At 45.4% G+C, this 16,175-nt stretch carries 12 protein-coding genes; 6 read left to right on the forward strand and 6 right to left on the reverse strand.

The genetic code is table 11. The features are described 5' to 3' along the window. Nucleotides 1-5 precede the first annotated feature (5 nt). Complete coding sequence (gene lptD / locus MSG33_RS17155) at nucleotides 6-2,351, reverse strand: LPS assembly protein LptD (RefSeq protein ID WP_006742729.1); 2,346 nt, start codon at nucleotides 2,349-2,351, stop codon at nucleotides 6-8. A 266-nt stretch (nucleotides 2,352-2,617) separates the two neighbouring features. On the opposite strand from lptD, the gene djlA reads away from it, so the two are divergent. Then, nucleotides 2,618-3,472 carry a co-chaperone DjlA gene (gene djlA, locus MSG33_RS17160; RefSeq protein ID WP_005383076.1) on the forward strand — a complete coding sequence of 285 codons (855 nt, stop codon included), beginning with the start codon at nucleotides 2,618-2,620 and terminating at the stop codon, nucleotides 3,470-3,472. Nucleotides 3,473-3,572: 100 nt separating this feature from the next. Here the strand turns inward: djlA and MSG33_RS17165 are convergent, their stop codons facing one another. The 5 genes from MSG33_RS17165 to leuA form a co-directional block, all read right to left on the reverse strand. Next, complete coding sequence (locus MSG33_RS17165) at nucleotides 3,573-4,355, reverse strand: DUF547 domain-containing protein (protein WP_248381536.1); 783 nt, start codon at nucleotides 4,353-4,355, stop codon at nucleotides 3,573-3,575. A 133-nt stretch (nucleotides 4,356-4,488) separates the two neighbouring features. After that, entirely contained in the window at nucleotides 4,489-5,091 is a 603-nt protein-coding gene (leuD, locus tag MSG33_RS17170) for a 3-isopropylmalate dehydratase small subunit (RefSeq protein WP_005430484.1), read from the reverse strand. Nucleotides 5,092-5,102: 11 nt separating this feature from the next. Beyond that, the gene (gene leuC / locus MSG33_RS17175) at nucleotides 5,103-6,503 is read right to left on the reverse strand and encodes a 3-isopropylmalate dehydratase large subunit (RefSeq protein WP_228174634.1); all 1,401 of its coding nucleotides are present in this window, start codon (nucleotides 6,501-6,503) and stop codon (nucleotides 5,103-5,105) included. 110 nt (nucleotides 6,504-6,613) lie between these two features. After that, the gene (leuB, locus tag MSG33_RS17180; protein ID WP_006742732.1) at nucleotides 6,614-7,705 is read right to left on the reverse strand and encodes a 3-isopropylmalate dehydrogenase; all 1,092 of its coding nucleotides are present in this window, start codon (nucleotides 7,703-7,705) and stop codon (nucleotides 6,614-6,616) included. A gap of 82 nt (nucleotides 7,706-7,787) precedes the next feature. After that, on the reverse strand, nucleotides 7,788-9,335 hold the full coding sequence (gene leuA, locus MSG33_RS17185; protein WP_248381538.1) for a 2-isopropylmalate synthase: 1,548 nt from the start codon (nucleotides 9,333-9,335) through the stop codon (nucleotides 7,788-7,790). 514 nt (nucleotides 9,336-9,849) lie between these two features. On the opposite strand from leuA, the gene MSG33_RS17190 reads away from it, so the two are divergent. From MSG33_RS17190 to MSG33_RS17210, 5 genes are all read left to right on the forward strand, one after another. After that, nucleotides 9,850-10,647, forward strand: coding sequence for an SH3 domain-containing protein (locus MSG33_RS17190; protein ID WP_065644964.1), 798 nt, complete (start codon nucleotides 9,850-9,852; stop codon nucleotides 10,645-10,647). A gap of 152 nt (nucleotides 10,648-10,799) precedes the next feature. After that, on the forward strand, nucleotides 10,800-11,348 hold the full coding sequence (locus MSG33_RS17195) for a phosphatase PAP2 family protein (protein WP_005379690.1): 549 nt from the start codon (nucleotides 10,800-10,802) through the stop codon (nucleotides 11,346-11,348). A gap of 3 nt (nucleotides 11,349-11,351) precedes the next feature. After that, entirely contained in the window at nucleotides 11,352-12,398 is a 1,047-nt protein-coding gene (locus tag MSG33_RS17200; RefSeq protein WP_248381539.1) for an MJ1255/VC2487 family glycosyltransferase, read from the forward strand. A 556-nt stretch (nucleotides 12,399-12,954) separates the two neighbouring features. After that, entirely contained in the window at nucleotides 12,955-13,914 is a 960-nt protein-coding gene (calR, locus tag MSG33_RS17205) for a LysR family transcriptional regulator CalR (protein ID WP_005379693.1), read from the forward strand. 293 nt (nucleotides 13,915-14,207) lie between these two features. Continuing rightward, nucleotides 14,208-16,016: a long-chain fatty acid--CoA ligase gene (locus MSG33_RS17210; RefSeq protein WP_248381541.1), complete on the forward strand. Its 1,809-nt coding sequence runs from the start codon at nucleotides 14,208-14,210 to the stop codon at nucleotides 16,014-16,016. Nucleotides 16,017-16,175 lie beyond the last annotated feature (159 nt).

Here is a 16,175-nt window from a genome sequence, read left to right on the forward strand (position 1 = left end):
TTCGATTAATTGTTCAGATAGAATGGGCGGCCGTACTTAATCGCGTTGTCAGAACCATCCAGTTCTTTGACTGCAGTGTCTTCACGCTGATTGGTCGCAAAGCCTTGAATACCGAAGTTAACGCTAAAGTTATTTTCGTATTCAGGTGATGCGCCAGTGCTGCCGATAGTTTGGTTTTCCCAACCAAGCAATTGGTTGGCGTAAGTCACACCAATGTACCAACAGTCAGACTGGTAACGCAGGCTCGCTAGCCATTCTAGGTCCGCATTTTCATTTAGGTCGTAGTAGTATTGACCACTTGCAGACCAGTTCGGGTTGAACTCGTAGGCCGCTACAATACCTGCTTGTGAAATGCCTTTACGAGTAATTGTGTCTAGGTTTTCGAGAATGATCGTATCTTCGATGTATTCACGCGTGACGTAACGATAGTTACCCTGAATAAAGCCACCGTTAAATTGGTACTCTAAGGTACTGTTCGCCAACTGCATGGAGCTCAAATCGATATCGTATTGAATTCCACCGTGATAGAACAAGTAATCGTTGTAGTTGAAATCAGCTTCAATCGCCCATGATGAGTAGTTGGTGGTCTCATCCGGAAGATTTGGGCTGTTGCTCAGTTTGGTCTTTTTATCGAAGTAGTAAATCTGACCAAATGAAACGTTAAGACGCTCTTTATAGTCATCATCAAAGAAGCGAGTACTCGCACCGTAGCTTAACTGGTTCGCAGAGGCGATTTTATCAATGCCACTGTACTTACGACTGCGGAATAGCCCGTAGTAGTCGGTTTGTAGCAAGGTGGTATCGTAGTTGTAGATATTGGTTTGATCTTCTTCAGGTACGTACAAGTACTGCAGCTGAGGTTCCAGTGTTTGTGTGTAGCCCTTGATCCAACTCGTGTCTCGCTCCAAGTAAAGTTGCGCATGCGTACGGAACTCGGGGATAACACGAGAAACTTCGTCATCTAACTGGTTTTGTAAGTTTACATCTGTCAGACCCGTTAAGTCTTGAGAGTAGTACGTGGAAAGCACGCGAGCTTCCGTTGTCCACGTTGCCCATGAATTTGAAAGCGGCAATGTAAGCCCTGGTTCAATATGAACACGGGTCGCATTTGGTCGCGCAGCATCGCTCGTATCGAAGCGGCTCACTTGGCTCTTCACGTCAAAGTTGAGGTAATCTCCCCACAATGGCGTGTAGTAGTTCAAGTCTAACTGAGGAAGCAGGCGATAAGGGCGGTTCTCTTCTTTCAATAAGATTTGGAAGTCGCGAACGGTTAACGAGGCATCCCAGAAATCAGAACGATATTGTACTTGTCCTTCTTGAACCAGTTGACCATCTTCACGGTTACCAATATCGGAGTCGAGATCGAGGAAGTAATCAATATCACTCACTTTTGAGTAATCGACTTTGACTATCCACTGTTTATTGATAATACCGTCGTGTTTAACTTGGTAGCCCCAACGAGACTCGTCTTGATATTTACGATCGCTATTGAGGTATTCGCCTTTGATTTCACCATTTCCCCAACCATCTGTTAGGTAGCGGAAATCAGTATCGAGTTTTGTACCACGTTGCTGCATGTAGAGCGTGGTGAGTGTCATGTCATATTGAGGCGCTATGTTCCAATAGAATGGCACCTCGACTTCCATACCATCACTAGAACCATACGATAAAGAAGGGAAGAGGAAACCCGTTTTACGCGTATCTCCAATTGGCATGGTTAGATACGGCACATAGAAAACAGGAACGTCTAACACTTCAAATCGAGGATGGTGCAGCGTCGCCGTCTCTTCATCTTGGTCAACGTCAATACCTGATGCCACTAAACGCCATGAATTGTCGCCTTGAGGACATGATGTAATAGAACCATCTTCGAGTTCATAAACCGACTGACCTGTACGCGCGATGTATGCTGCTGTGCCTCGACCTTGTTGGCAAAGGAACTGATAATCGGTGTTCTCCAGTGAAAACGTGTCTTGGTTGATGTCATTAGTAACACGATCAGATCGAGCTTTGACTTGGCCGTCATTGAAAGTCACGTTGCCTTCGGCAACCACGACGTTGTCTTGTTGGTGCAGCGTTACGCTATCTGCGGTGATTTTCTTCTGGCCTTGGGTGACTTGTACATTACCTGAGTACTGAGCTTTGTCACCATTGATGGCTTGCAGGGTGTCAGCTTCTACCACTACTGGGGTATTAAGAGCGTCCTCCTCGCCACTGGTATCGACCAAACATTGATCTGTGGCGGGCATTTCCTGCACACTATCATGGATATTCGCTTCAGCTTGAGTGGTGGGTACAAACAAGGCGGTGCTGATAGAGGCCGCTAAACATGTGCGGGAGAAATGTTGCATTGAATTGAACTTTCCTGTGTCACTACTACTCGATGGCTATAGGGCTTGTTGTACCCTAGCGTAATAGCCAAATGAATCAACTATAGTCGCATTTATCCCAGCGTATTGATTCACTGTGGCATAATGACGACAAAATAGCTGCAAAGATAAGCAGGCGAAATGGCCTAGCCGAAATAAAACTAATTCCATTATCATAAAGGAAATCGTTGCATCCGGCACTATAAGACCGCCGTCGTCGATAAAAATTCATTGATAGAGAACACATAATGCATATTTTTGGCAAAATTCTGGGTGCCTTTTTTGGCTTGTTACTTGGCGGGCCGCTAGGTTTACTCTTTGGCTTATTTATTGGCCATCAATTCGATAAAGCACGTCGCTTGAGTCAAGCCGGGTTCTCTACTGGCGGCTTTGGAAAAGGGCCGAGCCAAGCTCAGCGCCAAGAAGAATTTTTTAAAGCGGCGTTTGCGGTAATGGGACATGTGGCAAAAGCGAAAGGCCAAGTCACCAAAGAGGAAATCCAACTTGCTTCTGCAATGATGGACCGCATGAATTTGCATGGCGAACAGCGCCGCGCTGCGCAAGATGCGTTTCGTGAAGGTAAAGACAGTGACTTTCCGTTAGAAGACGTTCTTGTTCGTGTGAAAATTTCGACGGCAGGCCGTTTTGACTTGTTGCAATTTTTCCTTGAACTACAAATCTCGGCGGCCTTTGCTGACGGCTCGATTCATCCTAGTGAACGAAATGTGTTACACAAAATAGCACGTGGTTTGGGTTTCTCTTCTGAGCAGCTAGAGCGTCGCTTGCAAATGCAAGAAGCCGCATTCCGTTTCCAAAGCCAGGGTGGTTTTCATGGTCAGCATCAAGGCCAATCTTCTGGGGGTAGCTGGCAACAAGCTTCACAAGCGGATCAACTGGCTGACGCGTACAAAATTCTGGATGTGTCTTCAGATGCCGACAGTAAAACCGTCAAGCGTGCTTATCGTAAACTGATGAACGAGCATCACCCAGACAAATTGATGGCTAAAGGCCTACCACCAGAGATGATGAACGTAGCGAAAGAAAAATCTCAAGAGATTCAAAACGCTTACGATCTGATTAAAAAGGTCAAAGGCTTTAAGTGATTTTGTCAAAATCTAGAAAATAAAAAGGGCACTTGGTGCCCTTGTTAGCTTTTGGGTTACGGGTGACCAAAAGCGTTGCAAGCTGAACGGTGGCGATAAATTAGTCAGCTTGATTCAAACTCCAATCGTATTCGTACTTCACTTTTCCAGAGAAGTCTTTGTACTGTGGCGCGTACTTCGCGATGTGGTTAAAGACTTGTTTTTCTCCACCAAAGTCCGCTGCAAACCAATCATAAATGGAAGACAGCTGTGCCGTGTTTCCTTGGATAGATACGCCTTTGCTGCTGTTGATAAACGCTTTGGCAGCACTTTCAAGTAAGGCTTCAGTGTTTTCGGCAGTGAATGCTTGAGCTTGTAGGTTAGGGCATCCCAAGCTTGCACAATTTACGGCGTAATGCGTTCTTGGATCATTCCAAATTGGACGCAAAATTCGATGTTCAATATCGTTTAAAGTCAGATCCTTGCCGTTGACCACGACCACATCATCTCCCCAAGGACCAAAGCTAAATAAGCCACCCAGCTTGGTGATGGATTCGACGGGATAGTTATCCAAAATAAGATCAACCGTGATGGCGTTGTAAAGGTTCACCCAATAGGCGTATTGCTCTGCTTGGCTGTATTGTAGAGGGTCTAGTTTTGCCAAACGCTGGATGTATTGTTTCAGCTTAGTTTTATCGACAGAGGTCACTTGGCTATAACGAAACAAAGTATTCTCACCTTGTTCAACCAAGTAATTGTCTAACAGTTGTTGCCATTCCTGATGAGAAATTTGGGTTTGGTTGGCCTGATTCGATTGTTGCCAATACGGCCATAAATCAGATTTAGGAGCAGCGAACGCCGAGAAAGAAACCAGAGCACACAATAGCAATAACAGACGCTTCATAGAGATACCTTTGAATGAGATATTGTTGATAGTGTAGACCTGCATAAGGCGAAGTTTCTTTCTTGAGGCAATGAAAATAAAAGAAAAAAGGCTGACATAAGCCAACCTTTTTTTGTTTAAATTGCGATTTTTATTAGCTTAAGAAGCTTGGGATATTCGCTTCGTACTCAGCAATCTTATCTTCGTGCTGAAGGGTTAGGCCAATGTTGTCCAAACCGTTTAGTAAGCAGTGACGACGGAACGAATCGATTTCAAAACCATATTCTTTGCCGTTGGCGCGAACCACATTCGCTTCTAGGTCCACTTCCACTTCTGCGCCTTCGTTGGCCTCAACGAACTGGAAGATTTCATCCACTTCTTGCTCAGTCAAACGAACTGGCACCATTTGGTTGTTGATCGAGTTGCCGTAAAAAATATCGGCAAAGCTAGGTGCGATCATCGCTTTTATGCCGTAATCCGCTAGCGCCCACGGTGCGTGTTCGCGAGATGAGCCACAACCGAAGTTTTCACGTGCCAGCAAGATGGAAGCGCCCTGGTAGCGTGGGGCGTTCATCACGAACTCTGGATTTGGCTGTTCGCCAGCATCATCTAGAAAGCGCCAGTCATGGAACAAGTGTTTACCAAAGCCTAGGCGAGACACCTTTTGTAGGAACTGTTTTGGAATGATGGCATCAGTATCAACGTTCGCTGCATCTAGAGGAACAACTAAGCCTGTATGTTGTTTAAAGCCTGACATTTGTTTGCTCCTTAGTCTAGTTCACGAATATCTACAAAGTGACCAGCAATTGCTGCTGCCGCTGCCATCGCAGGGCTCACTAGGTGGGTACGGCCATCACGACCTTGGCGGCCTTCAAAGTTACGGTTTGAAGTAGACGCACAACGTTCATGTGGACCCAAACGGTCGTTGTTCATTGCTAGACACATCGAGCAACCTGGTAGGCGCCACTCAAAGCCCGCCTCTTTAAAGATGACATCTAGGCCTTCTGCTTCCGCTTGCGCTTTTACTTGCTCAGAGCCAGGAACGATAAGCGCTTGAACGTGAGACGCGACTTTGCGACCTTTCGCGACTTCCGCCGCTGCGCGCATGTCTTCGATACGTGAGTTAGTACAAGAGCCAACGAAGACTTTATCGACGTTGTAATCAGACAATGACTTGCCTGCTTCTAGACCCATGTAAGCCAGAGCTTTTTCTGCCGATGCTTTTTCTACTGGGTCAGCAAAGCTTTCTGGTGTTGGGATCGGTTGGTCTACCGCGATAACCTGGCCTGGGTTAGTACCCCAAGTGACTTGTGGTTTGATATCCGCTGCGTTTAGTGTCACGACAGCATCAAACTGGGCATCATCGTCAGTTTTTAATGTCTTCCAATATTCTACAGCGGCATCAAAATCCGCACCTTGAGGTGAGAACTTACGGCCTTTGATGTATTCGAATGTAGTTTCATCTGGCGCAATCAAACCGGCTTTTGCACCTAACTCAATCGCCATATTACATACGGTCATGCGACCTTCCATTGAAAGGTCTGTGATCGCTTCACCACAGAATTCAACTACGTAACCGGTACCGCCTGCTGCTGTCGTTTCACCGATGATTGCTAGCACAATGTCTTTCGCAGTAATGCCCGGAGCTACTTTGCCTTTCACTTCGATCTTCATCGTTTTAGCGCGCGCTTGTTTTAGCGTTTGAGTTGCTAATACGTGCTCAACTTCAGAGGTACCAATACCAAATGCTAGCGAGCCAAATGCACCGTGTGTAGCCGTGTGCGAGTCACCACAAACAATCGTCATGCCCGGTAGGGTAATACCAAGCTCAGGGCCCATAACGTGCACAATACCTTGGTATTTATGGTTGATGTCGTAAAGCGTAACGCCAAACTCTTCACAGTTTTTTGATAGCGTTTCCATCTGGATACGCGCCATCTCACCGGATGCGTTGATATCTTTGGTGGTTGTCGAAACGTTGTGGTCCATGGTGGCAAAAGTTTTGCTGACCTGACGCACTTTGCGACCTTTTTCACGCAAGCCATCAAAAGCCTGCGGAGAGGTCACTTCATGTACCAAGTGACGGTCGATGTACAAGATAGGGTTTTCCCCTTCTGCTGCGACGGCAACGTGTGCGTCGTAGACTTTTTCGTATAGTGTTTTGCCCATTGTTTGCTTCCTTTCCTCGTTATCCTTGTTGCTTTGTTTTAGCACCAATGACTTAGAGGTAAGTCATTGGTGGATGGAGGATTTAGTATTTATTATGAATCTGTTCTGTATTACGAGTTTAAGATGTACTCAGCGATCTTATCGCCCATCTCTGATGTTGTAAGTGCCGGGTTGTTGCCTGCAAGGTCGCCTGTTAGCTCGCCAGCTGAAAGTGCTTTCGACACCGCTGCTTCGATGTCTTGTGCTGCGGCTTCTTCGCCAAGGCTATAACGTAACATCAGTGCTGCCGATAGGATTTGTGCTACTGGGTTGGCGATGTTCTTACCTGCGATATCTGGTGCGCTGCCGCCTGCTGGCTCGTACAGACCGAACTTACTTTCGTTAAGGCTTGCTGAAGGCAGCATACCCATTGAGCCAGTGATCATCGCGCACTCATCAGAAATGATGTCGCCGAAGATGTTCGAACACAGCATTACGTCGAACTGTGCTGGGTCTTTGATAAGCTGCATGGTTGCGTTGTCGATGTACATGTGTGATAGCTCGACATCTGGGTAATCTTTTGCGATTTCTTCGACTACTTCACGCCATAAGATAGAGCTTTGTAGAACGTTCGCTTTGTCGATAGAGCACACTTTCTTGCGACGTAGACGAGCAGACTCAAAAGCGATTTTTGCAATACGTTCGATCTCAAAGCGGTGGTACACCTCAGTATCAAATGCTTTTTCTGTTGCGCCTTCACCTTCACGACCTTTCGGTTGGCCGAAATAGATACCACCAGTCAGTTCACGGACCACCACGATGTCAAAGCCACGGCCTGAGATGTCAGCACGAAGTGGTGAGAAAGCTTCCAGGCCTGCGTGGATTTGCGCTGGGCGTAGGTTACAAAACAGTTGGAAGTGTTTGCGTAGTGGTAGTAGGGCACCGCGTTCAGGTTGGTCATTTGGTGGCAAGTGCTCCCACTTCGGACCGCCAACTGAACCGAATAGGACTGCATCAGACTCTTCACACGCTTTTACTGTGCTTTCTGGAAGTGGAGAGCCGTGATTATCGATCGCGATACCGCCTACATCATGCTCGTCACGCTCAAACGCAATACCGTGCTTCTTTTCGATAGCATCCAATACCTTGTGTGCTTGCGCCATTACTTCCGGGCCGATGCCGTCACCGGGTAGGACGGCAATTTTGTATGATTTGTCTGTCATGTTAATCCTTTAAGTTTTCTAATTTTGAGCTTAATTATTTCAACGAGCGTGTTCTTTCCTGAGCCATGTAGCTCGGTTGTTATTACACAGTCGCAATCTTTTTCTGCTTCATTTCTTCGATTTTGTCTGCACGGTGGATGCTATTAATAACGTGCAATAGTGCTTGGCCGGAAGCTTCAACGATATCGGTGGAAACGCCCGTACCGTGGTATTTACGACCTTTGTAGTTGGCAATGATGTCAGCTTGACCCAAACCATCTTCACCTTCGCCTTTCGCGGTTAGGTCGAATTTATCCAGTACGATGTCGTAGCCTGTCACGCGGTAGATACATTGGTATAGCGCATCAACTGGGCCATTACCGACTGCCGCTTCACACATTTCTTCATCGCCACATTGCATTTTGATGCTGGTGGTGGCCATTACGCTGCCCGATTGCACGCTTAGGTAGTTCAGTTTGTAGAAGTCATCTTCTTCACGCAGGTTCGAGAAGTGCATTAGGGCTTCTAGATCGTAATCGAACACTTGGCCTTTGCGGTCGGCAAGTTTCAAGAAGTCCGCGTATAGAGCGTCTAGGTTGTACTCGTCCTCGTTGTATCCCATGGTATCCATGTGGCTCTTCACGGCTGCGCGACCACTACGGCTGGTTAGGTTTAGTGCTTGGTTTTTAAGGCCAATCGACTCAGGGGACATGATTTCGTAGGTATTCTTATTCTTTAACATGCCATCCTGGTGGATACCTGAAGAGTGGCTAAAGGCATTCGCGCCCACAATCGCTTTGTTGCTCTGAATTGGCATGTTGCATAATTGGCTCACCAACTTACTGGTGCGGTGAATTTCATCATGCTTGATGCCAGTGTGAACACCCAAGAACTCTTGACGCGTCTTGATGATCATTGCGATCTCTTCAAGAGAACAGTTACCCGCTCTCTCACCAATGCCATTGATGGTGCCTTCTATCTGACGTGCGCCGGCTTGAACGGCGGCAATAGAGTTGGCAACTGACATCCCCAAGTCGTCGTGACAGTGAACGGAGATGATCGCTTTATCAATGTTTGGAACGCGGTTGAAAAGGGTTTGAATAATGCCACCAAACTCGCTTGGTACTGTGTAACCAACGGTATCTGGAATGTTGATTGTGCTCGCACCTGCATTGATGGCAGCTTCTACCATGCGACATAGGTTGTCGATAGGAGTACGACCTGCATCTTCACAAGAAAACTCGACATCATCGGTGTAGTTACGCGCATGTTTAACGGCGTTGACCGCCATTTCAAGTACATCGTCGTAGCTGCGGCGTAGTTTGTCTTCTACGTGAATGGTGGAAGTGGCTAAAAACGTGTGAATACGGAATTGGTCGGCCACTTTTAATGCTTCAGCGGCAGCATCGATGTCTTTCGCAACGGCACGCGAAAGGGCACAAACTCGACTGTTTTTGATGTTTTTTGCAATGGTTTGTACCGACTCGAAATCACCAGGTGAAGAGATTGGGAAGCCAGCTTCGATAACATCAACGCCGAGTCTTTCCAGCGCATAGGCAATTTGCAGTTTTTCTTTAACCGTCAAGCTTGCTGACAACGCTTGCTCGCCATCACGCAATGTGGTGTCGAATATAATGACCTGATCGTTCATGTTTGCTTCCTTCCTGATTTCTGCACTTTACGTGCAAGTTAATCGTTTACTTCCAGTATTTAGATATAAAAAAACCCGCATTCTCATGCGGGTTCTTAGAAATTGGTGTGGTTATTTTTCTTCCACAGCCTACCCGCGCGAACTGGTCACGATCAGGAGGAGGCTAAGCAGAATAGAAAAATGAGCTGACATAGTTGTTAAGCTTTCCACATAATTAAGTTAACAAATTAGTACCGCACTCCATGGAGCGCGTCAACCCTAAAGTCGATTTTTTATTCATATCGGATGAGTCTTTTCATTTACTCGAGAAAAATGATGCGCTAAGTGAAACTGCATGGTGCGATAGAAACGTGCTAGAAGAGGCAAGTTCTCATCAATTTTGCGACGTTTCATTACCAAAACAAGCATTGGGATTGCGACTTGTCACACAAAGGCCCGAATTGTTTGGCAAAAGTTTTGAATGACCATTTATAGTAGTGCAGTTGCACTAGGTAAAAAGAAGGGTTAAGGAATAATGAGGTTAGCAAAACAATTTGGACGTTCAGCCGCAGTATTTACTCTGGTCAGCTTATCGGGTTGTCAGCTGTTTCAATCTCAAACCTATATGGCAGAGATTTCCCCTGTTGTTATTAATGATCACTCTCAGAGTGTCATGGTGATTAATGATCAAATGGATCGATTCTTGAGCTACGAGGGACGCGAGTCGTTTTTGAATCAAATGCTCGTTGCTCTTGAGTCGGACAGTCGAGATAAATTTAAAGGCAAAGATCCGGAAACCTATTCGTGGTGGAAGATCCGAGTGCAACCTAGTGAGAAACAACAAGCGGAAGTCTTCCGACCAACAGCTGACGGTGTGGATACCTCAAACCCAGTTGAGTTTATGGATGTCTCCTATCGCTCTAAGACCACATTAAACTTGCGATCCAAGCCGAGCCTAGAAGGAGAAAAGCTTGGCGTGTTATCTAAAGGGGAAGTTTTTAATGTGTTGGCAAAAGTGGTGGATCAACCTTGGTTTCTTGTTGAACAGAAAGGCGTGATAAAAGGTTACGTCCATAAGGATTATGCGCGCAGCAATGTGGTAAATCGTGACATTCTTTCTACACAGCCTAATCCTCTTTTAGAGTCTGCTTCGAGCACAACTGAGCAAACGGGCATAGAGCATGAACTGTCAGGAAATTACACTTGCCGCTCCCTTAGCTACGAGTTGACAAAAGATGGCGACATGACGATGGGCTCTTTGCGCGCCTGTCGTAAGAAGAGAAAAGTCTGGTATATCGATACGCCTCAACCGCAGCAAGCAAACCCTTCTTAAGCGTTCTCTCCTATGATTGTGCTCAATAGATAGATTATTGGGCACACCCTAATTTGGCATTTGTCATTAATTGTCCAAACTCCCGTCATGCAGTTGTCACCTAAACCTCCTACTTTTCACACAACGGCGTTGTCAAAGTAAGGAAAGGCCACATGCGAACCATAGAGACAATTACACAGCCAATTGCAACCATTGCTAAGTTTGATTTAGCGCTCTCTAGTGTTTGTCTTAAGCACCGTTTTAATCAGCAAGTTGCCAACATCAGTAAAGGAGTCTCCCACAGTGGTGACGGACATCTGTACTTGGTGCTAGGTTTATTAGCTTGGTATTTAGATAAAGAGCAGGGAGTTTGGTTTTTACTGGCGGGTTTACTTGCTTTTGCCATCGAGTTGCCAATTTATTGGACGCTGAAAAACAGTTTTAAGCGTCGTCGCCCTGAAGAACTCAGTGCACTCCTTCCTGCTTTTATTACCCCCTCTGATCGCTACAGTCTTCCTTCAGGACACACTGCCGCTGCGTTTGTCATGGCGACGCTGATTGATCATTTCTATCCGAGCCTAGGCGTTGCTGCATTCTTTTGGGCAAGTTTAATCGGAACTGCGCGAATCTTATTGGGGGTGCACTTTTTTACCGATGTCATCATTGGTGCACTGCTAGGTAGCCTTTGTGGTGGGTTAGCGATTGCGATGCTGGGAGGCTAATTGATGAAAATCTTATACGGTGTTCAAGGTACAGGAAACGGACATATTGCGCGTGCGAGGGCGATGAGTCATGCGTTTAAAGAGCACGATGTTGAGGTCGATTTTTTGTTTTCTGGACGAGCGCCTGAAAAGTACTTTTCAATGGAAGCGTTTGGCGATTATCAGACTCGCCGAGGCTTCACCTTTATCACTGAAAAAGGTTCAGTGAACTATGCGAAAACAGCATTGAGTAACAATTTGGTGCAATTTTGCAAAGAAGTTAAACAGCTTGATTTGTCGTCCTACGATCTCGTGCTCAATGATTTCGAGCCTGTTACGGCATGGGCGGCAAAACAACAAAATAAGCCGTCGATTGGTATCAGTCACCAAAATGCTTTCCGTTATCCAGTGCCGTTAAAGGGAGCGAGTTGGTTAGACAAATCCGTCATTGAATACTTTGCGCCTTCTCAACACCACCTTGGTTTGCATTGGCATCATTTTGACCAGCCTTTGTTGCCGCCAATTGTACATACCGTCGATAGCCAAGCAGAAAATGACGATTTTGTTTTGGTTTACCTACCGTTCGAATCCATTGAAGACATCTCGGATTTACTGTTCCATTTTAACCAGCAAGCGTTCATCTGTTATCACCCCGATGTGATCGAATGTGAGCAGGTGGAAAACATAGAATTAAGCCCTTTATGCCACAGCAACTTTCAGCATCATTTGCATCGGTGTAGTGGTGTCATTGCCAATGGTGGATTCGAGCTCCCTTCGGAAGCTCTGTCTCTAGGGAAAAAATTATTGCTTAAGCCACTCGCAGGTCAGTTTGAGCAACAAAGCAATGTCGCGACCTTAGAAGACTTAGGGCTTGCGATGTCGATGGAGAGCTTAGACATTTCCGCAGTACGCCAGTGGCTAAAGGAGCAGCAAGCCGAAAGTGTGAAATATCCAGATGTTGCTCAGGCCATTGTCCATTGGGTATTGCAAGGCGCGTGGGATTCACAAGCGGAGTTATCCAAACAGTTGTGGGAGCAAGTTGATTTCCCAAGTTACGTGTCGAACATTTAAGTACGTTGTTCTAAGTACATTGTTCCTTCCTATTTTTGACACGATTTTGTTGCAGCCTTTCAATCTAGAAGGCTGCATTTTTATTCTTTCTCTTTCATTTCTATTCAATGTGTATTTGCTGATAATTTGACTGATAAGTGCAAGTTTCACTCAGAGATATAGTCGTCATCTGTTGGTTTGCCCTCGACTAATAACTGAGATAAATGCATGCGTGTGGTGACCATCCGTCTCATCAATTTGCTAAATACTTCCTCAAAGAATGCGCTTTTACGTGTTTTATAGTTTTTTATGTTTTTATCAAGTTATTGTTATTTAAAGGGTAAATACCTAATCGGCTAAAATTTACTGATTAAATATCAATCTAGTTGCGAAACCGCAATCGATTAGTTGATAGTACAGTTCGAGCCGGAAGTATCCGGACAGCAAATATAATAAAAAGTTAGGTTATCTATTCGTAAAATGATTCGAATCCAGCCGCCGTCTTTTGTGCGAGATGGGATTCTATTCGTTATGAATTTAATGAACAAAGTTGACGATTACAAAAGAGGCGCACTCAATGTTAGAGAAGAAAGATGCGATGAGCGCAATTGCTAGCTACCGTATGGAAAGCACTTTGCGTGGTGTAGATTTAAACCTACTGACTGTATTTGATGCTGTGATGCAAGAGCAAAATATTACTCGTGCAGCACATAACTTAGGCATGTCTCAGCCGGCAGTAAGTAATGCCGTGGCACGCCTAAAAGTGATGTTTAACGACGAGCTGTTTATGCGTCAGGGCCGTGGTATTCAGCCAACGCAACGTGCTCGTCAGTTGTTTGGTCCAATTCGCCAAGCATTACAGCTGATTCGTAATGAACTTCCTAGCTCCGTATTCCAACCAGAATCTTCGACTCGCTTATTTAAGCTGGCGATTTGCAGTCCTTGTGACATGCGTTTTGCTCCGAAGATCATGGCAAAAGTGAATCAACAAGCACCAAACGTTCAGCTTCACCTAGATGCAGAATTTGACCGTCTGTTGTCTGAGCGTATGCGCTATCAAGAAATTGATTTCGTGATCGATTATGCTCGCTTTGATGAGCAAGGTTTCTCAAGTACTGAAATCTTCAAAGATGAATTAGTGGTTATCGCGTCAAAAACACACCCACGCATTCAAGGTGGTGTAACGGCCGAGCAACTGCTTAACGAAAAACATGCGAAGTTATCGAAAGTGCACGGTCAACGCAGCTTCTCAGAACAAGCATATCGTGAACTGGATTGCCAAGCCGCGTACGAAGGCTCTAGTCTAAGCAACCTACTATATGTGGTAGGTCAATCTGAGCTTGTGACTATCGCGCCACGTTGGATGGCAGAAAATGCGGTAAACAGCGATCAGCTGCAAATTCTAGACTTCCCATTTGCAAACAAGGAAATCAGCGGCTTCTTAAGCTGGCATGAATCAAGTGAAAAAGATAAAGGCCACATTTGGCTGCGCGATCAACTGATGATCACTTGTGGTGAAGTGGTTGCCGCAAAATAAGATGACGTTTGGTCTTATCGGTTAAGACCATATTGGTAATCATCAATTTTTACAATTCATTGGTCCCCGAGAGATTTTGTCTCTCGGGGCTTTTTGTTTTAGCAATCAACAATCGAAACAGTAAGTTAAATAGAGTAATCATTCAGCAGTTTTGGGTATGTTCGCGACGTATAAGTGATAGTTGTCTCTTATTAGTGATAAGTTTGATACTGGTCAGTTGCGTTTTAGCAAGCCGTGAGTACACTTGTTCGCTCAATTAGCTTACGCCTGTAAGCCAAAAGGTAAGTAAAAGAATGGCCAAGTTAGATTTTCATATCGTTAAACGTATTCGTGAACAAATTGCGAACGGTGGTACACGCGTTGCACTCAAGCATAAAGTGGGTGAGGAATGGCAAGGTATTACGTGGACGCAATTTGGTCAGCAAGTTGATGCTTTATCACTTGCACTTTTGGCTCAGGGATTAGGAGTCCAAGATAAAATCGGCATTTTCTCGAACAACATGCCGCAATGGACGATTGCTGATATTGCAGCGCTACAACTACGCGGCGTAACAGTACCTATTTACCCAACCAATACCGCCGCTCAGTCGGCGTACATCATTGACAACGCAGACGTTAAAGTGCTGTTTGTTGGTGAGCAGCCACAATTTGACGCAGCAGTGAGCATTTTCGACCAGTGCGAGCAGTTAGAGCTCATTGTTGCAATGTCTGATGATATCGAACTTGACGAGCATGATTTCGTTATTTCTTGGCAAGCATTTGTCGCCAAAGGCGATACCACATACCAAGTTGAATTGGACTCACGTTTAGAGCAAGCAAAGGAAGATGATCTACTCACGTTGATCTACACCTCGGGCACAACAGGACAACCAAAGGGTGTCATGTTGGACTACGCAAACATTGCGGCGCAATTGGAAGGGCACGATCAACGTTTGAGCCTTTCTCAAAGTGATGTGTCACTGTGTTTCCTTCCGTTGTCACACGTATTTGAACGCGCTTGGACCTTTTATGTGTTGTACAAAGGAGCGACCAACTGCTATTTGCAAGACACCATGCAGGTACGTGATGCACTGAGCCAAGTGCAACCTACCGTGATGTGTGCCGTGCCGCGTTTCTATGAGAAGATCTTCTCTGCGATTCACGAGAAAGTGTCTCGCGCGCCAATTCATCGCAAGATCATGTTTACTTGGGCCGTGAACATGGGCGCAAAAATGGCCGCTTGTCATCAAGAAAAACGTCAGCCATCGCTCATGCTGCGCAAGTCATATGCCCTGGCGGATAAATTGGTTCTGAGCAAGCTGCGTGCGTTACTTGGTGGACAAATCAACTTTATGCCGTGTGGCGGTGCAAAGTTAGATGAAACCATAGGCCGATTCTTCCACGCGATTGGTATCAATGTGAAGTTAGGTTACGGCATGACTGAAACCACGGCGACAGTATCGTGTTGGGATGATAAGTGCTTTAACCCAGACTCTATTGGTATGTCGATGCCTGGCGCGCAAGTGAAGGTCGGTGAGAACAACGAGATTCTGGTGCGTGGTCCAATGGTGATGCGTGGCTATTACAAAATGCCAGAAGAGACCGAAAAGACCTTTGACGAGCACGGTTTCCTAAAAACTGGCGATGCGGGTTACATTGATGAAAATGGCAACCTGTTCATTACTGATCGTATCAAAGAGTTGATGAAAACTTCAGGTGGTAAATACATCGCTCCGCAAATGATTGAAGGTGCGATTGGTAAAGACCACTTCATCGAGCAAATCGCGGTTATCGCGGATACGCGTAAGTTTGTCTCGGCGCTGATTGTGCCGTGTTTTGATTCTCTTGAAGAGTATGCGAAAGAGCTGAATATCAAGTATCACGATCGCGTTGAATTGATTAAGCATCATCAAGTGGTCGAAATGCTTGAGAAGCGTGTTAACGATCTCCAAAAAGAGTTGGCAAAGTTTGAACAGGTGAAGAAGTTTAAACTGTTACCAAGAGCTTTCTCTATGGATGATGGTGAGTTAACGCCAACTCAAAAACTGCGTCGTAAAGTCATCAATGACAAATACCAAGATGAAATTGAAGAAATGTATAAGGAAAAGTCAGAGAAAAAGTAACTTAAGCTGACTTAGATTTTATATTGATGAAAAAATCCCCAGTGATGTTATTGCGCATTACTGGGGATTTTTGTTTGTGTTGATTCTTTCTATTTTGCTCACCAAATACAGCTATTTAGCACCCTATACTTAAAAGGTTCTGAAATAATGTTCTTTTTT

The sequence above is a fragment of the Vibrio sp. 1CM7H genome (genome assembly GCF_023161645.1).
Lineage (GTDB): Bacteria > Pseudomonadota > Gammaproteobacteria > Enterobacterales > Vibrionaceae > Vibrio > Vibrio diabolicus.